This window comes from Aquabacter cavernae, assembly GCF_003993795.1.
Classification (GTDB): domain Bacteria; phylum Pseudomonadota; class Alphaproteobacteria; order Rhizobiales; family Xanthobacteraceae; genus Aquabacter; species Aquabacter cavernae.
This window is the reverse complement of record NZ_RWKV01000008.1, coordinates 1287179-1299334: the sequence shown is the minus strand read 5'-3', so window position 1 is coordinate 1299334 and position 12156 is coordinate 1287179. Positions and strand designations below refer to the sequence as shown.

Below are 12156 nucleotides of genomic sequence, written 5' to 3'. Positions count from 1 at the left end.
CGCCCGGTTCGCCCCCATATTGGGGCCATGGCCAAAGCATCCCGTCCCGGCAAGCTCGGTGAGCGCTCGCAGCGCCATTTCGAGCCCGCGCCCGTCCAGACCCTCGATCCCCAGATCGCCGCTTCCCTCGGGTTGGAAGCGGGCGCCTTGGGCGACTTTTCCTCCGCCGGTGCGTCCGCCACGGTGGCCGCGCTCTCGCGCCTGATCGAGGAGGGACGGCCGGAGGTGACCGGCCAGACCTGGGTGCCCCATCGCCCGCCCCGCCCGGAAAAGAGCGAGGGCGGCATCCGTTTCACCATGAAGTCCGACTTCAAGCCCGCCGGCGACCAGCCGCAGGCCATCGCGGAACTGTCCGCCCAGGCGCGGGCGAACGAGAAGGACCAGGTGCTGCTGGGCGTTACCGGCTCGGGCAAGACCTTCACCATGGCCAAGGTGATCGAGGAATTGCAGCGCCCGGCCATCGTGCTCGCGCCCAACAAGACGCTGGCGGCGCAGCTCTATGGGGAGTTCAAGAGCTTCTTCCCCGACAATGCGGTGGAATATTTCGTTTCCTATTACGATTACTACCAGCCGGAAGCCTACGTTCCGCGCACGGACACCTATATCGAGAAGGAATCCTCCATCAACGAGCAGATCGACCGCATGCGCCATGCGGCGACCCGGTCGTTGCTGGAGCGGGACGACGTGATCATCGTCGCCTCGGTTTCCTGCATCTACGGTATCGGCTCGGTGGAGACCTACTCCTCCATGACCTTCAAGCTGGAGGTGGGCGAGCGCATCGACCAGCGCCAGCTCATCGCCGATCTGGTGGCCCTGCAATACAAGCGCATCCAGTCCGACTTCGCGCGCGGCACCTTCCGGGTCCGCGGCGACAGCGTTGAGATCTTCCCGGCCCATTACGAGGACCGCGCGTGGCGCGTCTCCCTGTTCGGCGACGAGGTGGAGAGCATCGTCGAATTCGACCCGCTCACCGGCCATAAGACCGGCGACATGAAGAGCGTGAAGGTCTACGCCTCCTCGCACTATGTGACGCCGCGCCCGACGCTCATCCAGGCCATGACCGGCATCAAGAACGAGCTGCGCGTGCGGCTCGACGAGCTGAACAATATGGGCCGCCTGCTGGAGGCCCAGCGGCTGGAACAGCGCACCCGCTACGACATCGAGATGATGGAGGCCACGGGAAGCTGCGCGGGCATCGAGAACTATTCCCGCTGGCTCACCGGGCGCAAGCCCGGCGAGCCGCCGCCGACCTTGTTTGAATATGTGCCCGACAATGCCATGGTCTTCATTGACGAGAGCCATGTGACCGTGCCGCAGATCGGCGCCATGTATCGCGGCGACTTTCGTCGCAAGGCGACCCTGGCGGAATACGGATTCCGCCTGCCGTCCTGCATGGACAACCGGCCGCTGCGCTTCGAGGAATGGGACGCCATGCGGCCCCAGACCGTCCATGTCTCCGCCACCCCCGGCGCCTGGGAGATGGACCGCACCGGCGGCGTGTTCGTGGAGCAGGTGATCCGCCCCACCGGCCTCATCGACCCGGAAGTGGACGTGCGCCCCGCCCGCACCCAGGTGGACGACCTGCTGGGCGAGGTGCGGGCCGTGTCCGCCAAGGGCTACCGCACGCTCGTGACTGTGCTCACCAAGCGCATGGCCGAGGATCTCACCGAATATCTCCACGAGAACGGCATCCGCGTGCGCTACATGCATTCGGATATCGACACCATCGAGCGCATCGAGATCCTCCGCGATTTGCGGCTCGGCGCCTTCGACGTGCTGGTGGGCATCAACCTGCTGCGCGAGGGCCTGGACATTCCCGAATGCGGCCTCGTCGCCATCCTGGACGCGGACAAGGAAGGCTTCCTGCGCTCGGAAACCTCGCTCATCCAGACCATCGGCCGCGCGGCGCGCAATGTGGATGGCCGCGTGATCCTCTATGCGGATCGCGAGACCGGATCCATGCAGCGCGCCATGGCCGAGACGACCCGGCGGCGCGAGAAGCAGATGGCCTACAATCTCGAACACGGCATCACGCCGGAGAGCGTGAAGAAGGCCATCGGCGACATCCTGGGCTCGGTCTATGAGCGCGACCATGTGCAGGTGGATATCGGCCTTGCGGAGGAAGGGGCGGCCTTCGGCCATAACCTGAAGGCCGTGATGGCGGACCTGGAGAAGCGCATGCGCGCCGCCGCCGCGGATCTCGACTTCGAGACCGCCGCGCGCCTGCGCGACGAGATCAAGCGCCTCCAGGCCACCGAGCTTGCGGTGTCCGACGATCCCATGGCCCGCCAGGAGGCGGTGGACGACAAGACCGGCGGCTATCGCGGCCCGAAGAAATACGGCAAGGCCGCCAATCTTCCCCCGCCCTCTGCGTCCCAGCCCAAAGGCCGCGCCCGTCGCCCGTCGCCCTCGGAGGAGGGGAGCGAGGACGACAGTTTCGTGCCCTCCCGCCAGCGCGGGCCGGACGAGATGCCCCTCTATGCCCCGCGCCCCTCGGGCAAGGTGGCGAAGCCCTCCTTGGACGACATGGGGCCGGGCACCGACCGGGCCGAGCCTTTGGCCGCCGCCGATTTCCGGCCCGGGCCAAGGCCGGAGCCGGGCACGAAGGGGTATCGCAAGGGCGGGCGGCGGAAGGGGTGAGTTGCCTGCGGCAACCGCGCATGTCGCATCGTGTCCGAATGTGACTTCGGTACATAGATAAGCCCCAATCGGCCTCACTATGACGCCTCTCCGGTGGTGAGGATGGGGTGGGTGATGGCGCGCACAAATCTGAGCGGCATCCTGTGGGCTGCTGTGATCACGCTCCCGGTCGCCGGGTGCGCCACGGCGCCGCTGGATGAGGCCGGGTCTCTCTCCTCCTATTCCGATCTCGCCCAGGCGGACGGCCTGCTCGCCAAGTCGAAGCTGCGCATCGACCGGGAAAAGGTGCTTGCGGCGAAGACGGTTCGCCTGGTGCCCACCACCTTCGCGCAATCCGCCCAGCATGAGACGATCACGGACGAGCAGCGCAAGCTGGTGGCCAATGCCGTGGACCGGTCCTTATGCGCGGGCCTCAGCGAGCGGTTTGAAGTGGTCAATGCATCCGAGCCCGCCGATCTCACGGTGCATGCGGTGGTCACCAATATGACCCCCACCAACGAGACGGCGGTGGCGGCCACGAAAATCGCCTCCGTCGCCAAGTCCTTCATCCTGCCGGGTGTCCCGGTGCCCACGCCCCGTCTTCCCATCGGGCTCGGTAGCCTGTCCATGGAGGCCGAGGCGCGCACGTCCACGGGCACGCAGGAAGCGGCCATGGTGTGGGGCCGGGGCGCCAACTTCCTGTCCGGGTCGGCGCGGGTCTCGAAGTCGGGCGATGCCTACGAACTGGCAAGCGCGTTCGGCGATGATTTCAGCAAGCTTCTGGTGACGGGCGAGAGCCCGTTCAAGTCGCTCTCCGGCCCGCCTTCGGCGGAGCGCTTCCAGTCCTGGGCGGGCGGGGCGCCCAAATATGCCGCCTGCGAGGTGTTCGGCCGCGAGCAGGGCGTGACGGGCCTTGTGAGCGGCGCCATGGGCCTGCCGCCCGAATGGACCGACAAGGGCAATGGAGCCGGTGGCAGCACTGTCGTCGCAGCGACGCCGCCACCGCCGCCCGAGCAGTGATCCGGCGCCAGCTAGGAAGGACGGACCTGTGAGCGAGCCGAAACTGCTGTCCGGCGGCAATCCGCAAATTCCCAAGGGCGATGGAGACGGGCCGGTCCAGGCCTATATCGCGGCCATGCCCGGCTGGAAGCAGGAGGTGGGCCGTCGGCTTGATGCGCTGGTGGAGGAGATGGTTCCCGGCGCGCGCAAGGCGGTGAAGTGGAACACGCCTTTCTATGGGGCGCCGGACGGGGAGGGCTGGTTCCTGGCCTTCCACTGCTTCACCCGCTACGTGAAGGTTACCTTCTTTCGCGGCACATTGCTGGATCCTCCGCCTCCCGTCTCCTCGAAACAGGGCGACGTGCGCTATGTCCATCTGGACGAAGGCGCCGCGTGGGACGAGGGCCCGTTGCGGGACTGGATTTCCCAGGCGAGCCGCCTGCCGGGCGAGCGGCTTTAGGGGCGGGCTCTACGGCACCAGATAATGCGCGTCCCAATCCGCGCGCGGCACCACGTTTCCCAGCGTGTACTGGAAGGCGGCGATGTCCACCCCGTCATCCCGCGTGGTGCAGGTGTAGGACAGCCGGTACCACTTGCCCCCTGAGCGCACCGCCGCGCCGGGCGCGCGGATGGTGGGGCCGGTGATCAGGGTGTCGGCGAAGGCATAGGCCACCAGCTCGTCGGGGCGCAGGTCCCGGTGTTCACGTCCGATCACGCCCATGGCCCGGGCGTTGCAGCGCTGCTCCACCCGCGCATTGGGGGCAAGCTTCAGGATGGCTGCGTCGGTGCGCGGGGCTCCGGCGGCGTTGGCGGGCAAGGCGATGGCCAAAGCGGCAGGCAGCACGGCGGCACAGGCGAGGAGGGCGGTGGTCTTCACGCGGATCTCGGCTCCTTCGGGCAGGACCGGCGACGCGGGTGAGCCGGAGCGTCCGGTCTAACCCCCTGGATGTGGCGAGACTGGGGCTTGCCCAGCGTCAGCCGGGCAGCAATGGTGAGGCCCCTTCACGGATGCGGGCGCCCTCATGCCGAAACTTACCTGCGACATTTCCCAGTCCCTCTGGGATGCGCTCCAGAAGGCGATGGATGACAGCGGCGAGGGCATCGACCATCTCGTCTCCCGCGCCCTGGCCGATGCGCTGCAGCTGGACCACGGCACGCTGTTCCAGGTCTCCACCGCCGGGGCGCTGGTGGAGGGGCTGTTCGGCGGCGTGGTGTCCGTGGGCATGCTGCGCGAGCACGGCGATTTCGGCCTCGGCACGTTCGATGGGCTCGACGGCGAGATGATCGCGCTGGACGGGCATTTCTTCCAGATCCGCAGCGATGGCAGCATCCGGCGCGCCGATGACGGCCAGCAGGTGCCGTTCGCCGTGGTCACCCATTTCTCCCCGCGCGAGACGATGGTGCTGGAGCCGTTCGGCTCCATGGCGGAGCTGACCGCCCAGCTCGACCGCAAGCGCGGCACGGACAATCTGTTCTTCGCCGTGCGCCTCTCCGGCCGCTTCTCCAGCCTGCATGACCGGGTGGCCAGCATGGCGGGCGCGCATGAGACGCTGGTGGAGGCCACCGCCCATCAGGCCGAGTTCCATATGCAGGATGTGGACGGGACCATAGTGGGCTTCTGGACGCCCTCTTATGTGCGCGGCATCGGCATTCCCGGCTGGCACCTGCATGTGATCAGCGACGACCGGCAGCGCGGCGGGCATGTGCTGGACTGTGCGGGGCAGGGCATCACGCTGGCCCTCGAACCCCTCGACGATTTCCGCCTCGCCATGCCGGAAACGGCGGACTTTCTCGCGGCCGATCTTTCCGGTGATACGGAAAAGGCCCTCGACACGGCCGAGCGCGGCCGGGGGCGATAGCCCGTATGACGGTCGGCGTGCCCCGTGGCGTCCTCTCCGGTCACGACGGGAGGAGCGAAGACGGCGCCGCCGCTAGAGCATTTCCGAGCGAAGTGTGAAGCGGTTCGCGTGAAGGAAATGCGTAAAACCAAAAAGAGTGAGCGTTTCCGCGTTTCAATGAAAAGATGAAACGCTCTAGAGACCCTTCGCCCTGCGCGAACTGGCGGCCAGCTTCTGAACCAGTTCGTCGGGGATGGGCTTGCGCGCCGAGAAGGTAATGCCGGTCTTGGTTGCCTTGATCTTCAAAGATGCGATCTTGTCCGCATGGGCGGAAATCGCACCCGGATCGACATACAGGCCGCATTGTTTGCTGAAGGCGGCATAGCCGGCGATGATCGCGCCTTCGATCTGAAAGCCGGGCATGTCGTACTTGATGACTTCTTCGGCGTCCGGCAGCGCCAGCTGCGCACGCAGTCGGCTCAACAGGGCGCGAAACGGCTCCGGTGCGGCGGCTATATAGGCGTCATGACCAGGCTTCGTCGTCATGCTGGCTCTATGCCTTTTCGCATGTTCAGGGACATTGAACGGGAGCATCAAAGCTCCCGGCTTATCGCAGCCGGAATATGACCGCCGCGCAAGCATGCCCGCGCCGGCGATCTTCATCGCGGCATCGGTCGGTTCCTGAAGCAATCAGTCTTTGCCCTTACGGCACCCGTTTCCCGTCGTGCCAACGGGGAGGGGCGTTTCCGCTGTGCGCGAGCCTGAGGGGAGCCGTGACGGCCGCTCTCTCCCCTCCATCGAGAGGGGAGAGACGGGGCGCTCAATCCCAATTCTTGCGCTTGGGCTTTCCGGCGCTGTTGTCCTTGCGCGGCTTCGGCTTGCCCGTGCCTTTCGCGGGCGGCTTGGCGCTGGGGTCCTTGCCGAAGGCGCCCTTCACCTTGGGGCGCTTGGGCGGGCCGAAATCGCCGTCGTCGGAGCGGTCGGACGGGGCGCGGTCCGCCGGGGGGCGGTCGGTCCGCACCGGGTCATAAGCGGGCCTGCGGGCGCGTGTCGGCCGGGCAGGCACGCCGCCGCCCATGGGCTCGATGAGAATGTCACCGCCCTGGGAGGCCGTGGCGCGGGCGAGGAAGCCTTCCGCCAGATTCTCGGCCACCTCGAACACGGTCTCCGTATCGAAGATGCGGATGGAGCCCACATCCTGCTTGGTCACGTCGCCGCGCCGGCAGATGAGGGGAAGCAGCCATTTGGGGTCGGCATTCTTGCGCCGCCCCACGGGCATGCGGAACCACACCATGCCGCCCGAACCGCTGCTCGAACCGTCCGCGCCGCCACGGCTGTCGCGGCTGCGGGGCGCGGGGCGCTCGTCGCCGCCGCGCTCACGGGCACGGGCGTTGCGCCCCTCGCCGGGGTCGAACACCTCTTCCGGCGCGGGCAGGCGGTCGCGATAGAGGCGCACCAAGGCGGCGGCCAGTTGCTCGGGGCTGCGCTGGGTCAGCAGCGTCTGGGCGAGTTCCGTTTCCTCGGGGCCGGGTTCCTCGGCCACCAGCGGGTCGGCCAGCATGCGCTCCTGGTCCAGGCGGCGGATCTCGTCGGCCGTCGGAGGGCCGCTCCAGGCCACTTCCACGCCCGCGAAGGACAGAAGCTGCTCGGCCTTGCGGCGGCGCGAGGGCGGCACGAGCAGCACGCTCGACCCCTTGCGCCCCGCGCGCCCGGTGCGGCCGGAGCGGTGCTGGAGCACTTCGGAATCGTGCGGAAGCTCCGCATGGATGACGAGGCCGAGATTGGGCAGGTCGATGCCGCGGGCCGCCACGTCCGTGGCCACGCACACCCGTGCGCGCCCGTCGCGCAGCGCCTGGAGCGCCTGGTTGCGCTCGTTCTGGCCCATCTCACCGGAGAGGCCGACAGCGGAGAAGCCGCGCTCCTGCAAGGTGGAGAGCAGATGCCGCACGCTTTCGCGCGTGTTGCAGAAGACGATGGCCGTGGGGCTCTCGAAATAACGCAGCAGGTTCACCACCGCGTGCTCGGTCTCCTTCGGCACGATGCGCACGGCGCGGTATTCGATGTCCGCATGCCCGCCCTCGGTGGAGGCCACCTCGATGCGCAGCGCGTTGTTCTGGTAGCGCTTGGCGAGGCTGATGATGGGCTTGGGCAGGGTGGCCGAGAACAGGAGGGTGCGCTTCTCGGCCGGGGCGGCGGAGAGGATGAATTCCAGATCCTCCCGGAAGCCGAGGTCGAGCATCTCGTCCGCCTCGTCCAGCACCGCCACGTTGAGGCCGGAGAGATTGAGCGCGCCGCGCTCCAGATGGTCGCGCAGGCGGCCGGGCGTGCCCACCACGATATGGATGCCGTCCTCCAGCGCGCGCCGCTCGCGGCGGGGGTCCATGCCGCCGACACAGGCGATGATGCGGGCGCGGGCTTCCCCATAGAGCCAGGTCAGCTCCCGCTGCACCTGCAAAGCCAGTTCGCGGGTGGGGGCGATGATGAGCGCCTGGGGCAGGCCCGGCTGGCCGAGGAATTCCGCCTCGCCCAGCAGGGTTTCCGCCATGGCGAGGCCATAGGCCACCGTCTTGCCGGAGCCGGTCTGGGCGGAGACGATGAGGTCGCGCCCGGCGGCCTCCGGGGCGAGCACCTGGGCCTGGACCGGCGTCGGTTCGGAATAGTCGCGCGCCGCAAGAGCCCGCGCGATGGAGGGGGAGGGAGGGGAGAAGGACAAGGGGGTCTGCCTGTATTTCCTGCCGCGCGACGCAAAGGTGGCCCTAGCACAAGGGGGACCGCCGGAAACACGCAGGCACGAGGAATGGATTGCCGCCCTTCTACCCGAGAGCAGCCCGCAGCGCCATCATCTTCCCGTCAGGGGCATGAGGGCCGCAGGATCATGCGTTTCGGGCAGAGCCCCTGCCATGCCGGGCACGGCAGGGGACTTGCTGTTCAGGTCCGCGCTCAGAAGGTGACCACGGAGCGGATGGACTTGCCCTCGTGCATCAGGTCGAAGGCGGTGTTGATCTGGTCCAGCGGCATCACATGGGTGATGAGATCGTCGATATTGATCTTCCCCTCCATGTACCAGTCCACGATCTTCGGCACATCCGTGCGCCCGCGCGCGCCGCCAAAGGCGGAGCCCCGCCAGTTGCGGCCGGTGACCAACTGGAACGGCCGGGTGGCGATCTCCGCGCCCGAGGGGGCGACGCCGATGACGATGGAGGTGCCCCAGCCGCGATGGCAGGCTTCCAGCGCCTGGCGCATGACGGTGACGTTGCCGGTGCAGTCGAAGGTGAAGTCGGCGCCGCCGTCGGTGAGGTCCTGGATGGCGGAGACCACCTTGTCCGCGCCCACGTCCAGCGGGTTGATGAAGTCGGTCATGCCGAACTTCTTCGCCATCTCCACCTTCGCGGGGTTGATGTCGATGCCGATGATCTTGTCGGCGCCCACCATGCGGGCACCCTGGATGACGTTGAGGCCGATGCCGCCCAGGCCGAACACCGCGACATTCGCGCCGGGCCACACCTTGCCGGTGTAGATCACCGCGCCGATGCCCGTGGTGACGCCGCAGCCGATGTAGCAGATCTTGTCGAAGGGGGCGTCCTCGCGCACCTTCGCCACCGCGATCTCAGGCAGCACCGTGAAGTTGGAGAAGGTGGAGCAGCCCATATAGTGGAACACCTCGCCCCCATCGCAGGAGAAGCGGGAGGTGCGGTCGGGCATCAGGCCCTGGCCCTGGGTGGAGCGGATGGAGGTGCACAGGTTCGAGCGCTGCGACAGGCAGGTTTTGCACTGGCGGCATTCGGGCGTGTAGAGCGGGATCACATGGTCGCCCACCTTCACCGAGGTGACGCCGGGGCCCACCTCGCGCACGATGCCCGCGCCCTCATGGCCGAGGATGGCGGGGAACTTGCCCTCCGAATCGAAGCCGTCCAGCGTGTAGGCGTCGGTGTGGCAGACGCCGGTGGCCATCACCTCCACCAGGACCTCGCCCGCCTTCGGGCCGCCCACTTCGATGGTCTCGATGGTCAAGGGCTTCTTGGCGGCCCAGGCGACGGCGGCACGCGATTTCATGGGGGCTCCCTTCGGAAGTGGGGCCGGATGCGCGACGGGTCGGCGTCCGGCCGGACGAACAGGCGCGCACTCTCATCCGCGTCGCGGCGTTGGTCAATGCGCGCCGAGCGAAGCCAAAGGCTCCGTCGCGGGGCAGGTCAGTGCCCCACATCCTCCAGCTTCATGCCCTTGGTCTCGATGCCGAACCGCCAGGTCACCCAGGCCCCCAGGACCGAGGCGCCGGCGAGGCCGTAAAGCAGCGCCTGCGTGCCCAGGTCCATGAGCAGGATGGGGAAAAAGAAGGCGGTGAGCACCGCGCCCACCTTCGCGGCGGCGGCGGCGAAGCCCGCGCCCAGGCCGCGCACATGGGTGGGAAACACCTCGCCCGCCAGCAGGTAGGTCTGCGCGTTGGGGCCGAGATTGGTCATGAAGTTGAACAGCATGAAGCCCACATAGATCAGGAAGATCTGCATGGGGCCGTCATAGTCCACCGAGAAGGACGCCACCAACAGGCCCACCGCGCAGCCGATGAAGCCGAGGATCTGGAGCGGGATGCGCCCCACCCGGTCCGCCAGGAGCACGGCGGCGATCATGCCGGCCAGCAGCAGCAGGTCGATGAAGCCCGCGCCCTTCGCGGCCAGCATGTCGTTGGCGATGATGTCGGTCACGTCATGATGGTGCGCCACCCGCACCTCGCCGAGGGCGGCGGCCAGGATGGTGGGGGTGAAGATGCCGATGCCGTAAGTGGAGAGGTCCTGGAGGAACCAGGGGACGGAGGCGAGGATCGTCGCGCGCCGGTTCTTCGCGGAGAACAGGGAGCGGATGGTGCGCTCCTTCTTGTGGTGCGCGTGGCCGTGCCGCGCCCTCAGCTTGATCTGCTTGGGATAATCGGGCCGGCGCCGCAGCAGCTTGCGGATCTGCTCCTCCGCCTCCGGCAGGCGTCCCACGGCCGCGAGCCAGTGGCTGCTCTCCGTGACGAAGAAGCGGCCCACCAGCACGATGATGCCGGGAACGATGGCGCTGGCATACATGAGGCGCCACGCCCCGATTTCCGGCGAGAGGGTGAGGATGAGGTAGCCGATGGCGACGCCGGTGAGCGCGCCCACCGCCTGGAAGGCGAAGGCGGCGAGCACGAGGCGCCCGCGCGAGGAACTGGGAATGCTCTCGGAGATGACCAGATGGGCGGTGGGATAGTCGCAGCCAAGCGCCAGTCCCACGCCGAACAGGAACACCACGACCCAGGCGAAGGACGAGGCGACCGAAAGGAGCACCAGGAAGAAGATGAAGATGACCATCTCGGCGATGAACATCAGCTTGCGGCCGAAATGGTCGGCGAGGCCGCCCAGTGTCAGCGCGCCGATGAGGATGCCGAACAGGCTCGCGGCGCCCACGAGGCCATGCTCGAACGAGCCCATGCCGAATTCCTCGGACATGAGCGGCATGGCGACGCCGGTCATGAAGACCACCAGGCCCTCGAAGAACTTGCCCGCCGCCGCGAGGCCCCAGATGCGCCATTGCATGGAGGTCATGGGAACGGAGGAGACCGGCGTTCCGTCCCGCCACTGGGGCGTTTCGTCAATATAATCCTGAACTGTACGTGCCTCGACGATCTCTTGGCCGAGCTTGGACATGTCGTTCATGGATTGCCCCGAGGATACCTTGCGCCGTGACATGCTCCTTCCTCGTGAATGTCGTGTGACACGAAGCGGCGGCGCGGGGCGCCTCGCGGCGTTCATCATCTGCGCAATTTGTCGATTCGCGGAGAGCAAAGATGAAGGCGGCGCGATTTCATGACGGAGCGATCCGCGCTATGACGTGAGCCGACTTTGCGTGGAGGCGGGGATGCATTTGTCTGTGGAAAGCCAGAAGCGCGGGACGGCGCGCGCCGGCCGCCCGGCCCGGGCCATCGTGGCCACCACCCTCGTGGCCGTCTCCCTGGCGGGGTGCGGCACGCCCGGCCCCACCTGGGGCACCGGCAAGGTGGTGGAGACGGACGCCTGGGGCGGCTATGAGGCGGTGGTGTCCATCCCCGCGCCCGACGCGCCGCCGCGCGTGTTCGAGTGCAAGGGCCCCTGGGCGCCCACCACCACGGACGTGAACATCATGGCCGATTTCGGCCAGAACAACGTGGCCCATGCCGACGTGCCCCAGCCCAACGGCTCCATGGCGCCCGGCTCCATCCTGCTGCCCAACGAGCCGAAGCTGCGGGTGGACGTCGCCTGGGCGGACGCCATCGGCTACGCCATGCCGCTGCGCGCCTCCTTCACGGAAGAGACCCGCTGGAGCGTGGCGGGCGTCACGGTCGGCACCTCCATCGCCGATGTGGAGAAGGCCAACGGGCGGCCGTTCCGCATCGTGGGCTTCGGCGGCAACAATGGCGGCGCCATCGTGGACTGGCGCGGCGGGCAATTGGGCAACCTGCCCGGTCCCTGCCGTCTCGGCGTGCAGTTCGCCGTCTCGGCACTGGCCTCCGACAGCGCGCAGGCCAAGGCGTCCGGGCCGAAAATCTTCAATTCCAACGATCCGGCCATCCGGGCGCTCAGCCCCGCGGTTGGCCAGTTCTGGGTGAACTACAAGTGGTGAGGGCGGCGGATTATTTTGCAGCACGGTTGTGAAGCCGCTGCAAACCCGCCGTAATGCAAGCCGTCAATTCCAGCCTCATTCGGAG

Annotated in this window: 10 protein-coding genes; 5 read left to right on the top strand and 5 right to left on the bottom strand. The window is 67.6% G+C overall.

Annotation, left to right across the window (positions count from 1 at the left end; translation table 11 throughout):
* Nucleotides 1-27 precede the first annotated feature (27 nt).
* The 3 genes from uvrB (at nucleotide 28) to EJJ38_RS10600 (ending at nucleotide 4078) form a co-directional block, all read left to right on the top strand.
* Nucleotides 28-2640, top strand: coding sequence for an excinuclease ABC subunit UvrB (uvrB, locus tag EJJ38_RS10610; protein WP_127090028.1), 2613 nt, complete (start codon nucleotides 28-30; stop codon nucleotides 2638-2640).
* Nucleotides 2641-2754: 114 nt separating this feature from the next.
* Nucleotides 2755-3639, top strand: coding sequence for a DUF3313 domain-containing protein (locus EJJ38_RS10605; RefSeq protein WP_127090027.1), 885 nt, complete (start codon nucleotides 2755-2757; stop codon nucleotides 3637-3639).
* Entirely contained in the window at nucleotides 3581-4078 is a 498-nt protein-coding gene (locus EJJ38_RS10600; RefSeq protein ID WP_127090026.1) for a DUF1801 domain-containing protein, read from the top strand. The genes EJJ38_RS10605 and EJJ38_RS10600 overlap by 59 nt, the downstream gene beginning before the upstream one ends.
* 9 nt (nucleotides 4079-4087) lie before the next feature.
* Here the strand turns inward: EJJ38_RS10600 and EJJ38_RS10595 are convergent, their stop codons facing one another.
* Nucleotides 4088-4495 carry a DUF930 domain-containing protein gene (locus tag EJJ38_RS10595; RefSeq protein ID WP_245454182.1) on the bottom strand — a complete coding sequence of 136 codons (408 nt, stop codon included), beginning with the start codon at nucleotides 4493-4495 and terminating at the stop codon, nucleotides 4088-4090.
* A 145-nt stretch (nucleotides 4496-4640) separates the two neighbouring features.
* Here EJJ38_RS10595 and budA point away from each other — a divergent pair, with 145 nt between their 5' ends.
* Nucleotides 4641-5477 carry an acetolactate decarboxylase gene (gene budA / locus EJJ38_RS10590; protein ID WP_127090025.1) on the top strand — a complete coding sequence of 279 codons (837 nt, stop codon included), beginning with the start codon at nucleotides 4641-4643 and terminating at the stop codon, nucleotides 5475-5477.
* A gap of 174 nt (nucleotides 5478-5651) precedes the next feature.
* Here the strand turns inward: budA and EJJ38_RS10585 are convergent, their stop codons facing one another.
* The 4 genes from EJJ38_RS10585 to EJJ38_RS10570 form a co-directional block, all read right to left on the bottom strand.
* The gene (locus EJJ38_RS10585; protein WP_245454181.1) at nucleotides 5652-6119 is read right to left on the bottom strand and encodes an iron chaperone; all 468 of its coding nucleotides are present in this window, start codon (nucleotides 6117-6119) and stop codon (nucleotides 5652-5654) included.
* A gap of 157 nt (nucleotides 6120-6276) precedes the next feature.
* Complete coding sequence (locus tag EJJ38_RS10580; RefSeq protein ID WP_127090024.1) at nucleotides 6277-8169, bottom strand: DEAD/DEAH box helicase; 1893 nt, start codon at nucleotides 8167-8169, stop codon at nucleotides 6277-6279.
* Between the two features lie 227 nt (nucleotides 8170-8396).
* Nucleotides 8397-9509 carry an S-(hydroxymethyl)glutathione dehydrogenase/class III alcohol dehydrogenase gene (locus EJJ38_RS10575; protein WP_127090023.1) on the bottom strand — a complete coding sequence of 371 codons (1113 nt, stop codon included), beginning with the start codon at nucleotides 9507-9509 and terminating at the stop codon, nucleotides 8397-8399.
* 137 nt (nucleotides 9510-9646) lie between these two features.
* Entirely contained in the window at nucleotides 9647-11128 is a 1482-nt protein-coding gene (locus EJJ38_RS10570) for an MFS transporter (protein WP_245454180.1), read from the bottom strand.
* A gap of 202 nt (nucleotides 11129-11330) precedes the next feature.
* On the opposite strand from EJJ38_RS10570, the gene EJJ38_RS10565 reads away from it, so the two are divergent.
* A complete protein-coding gene (locus EJJ38_RS10565) occupies nucleotides 11331-12071 on the top strand; it encodes a hypothetical protein (protein WP_127090022.1) in 741 nt (246 codons plus the stop codon).
* Nucleotides 12072-12156 lie beyond the last annotated feature (85 nt).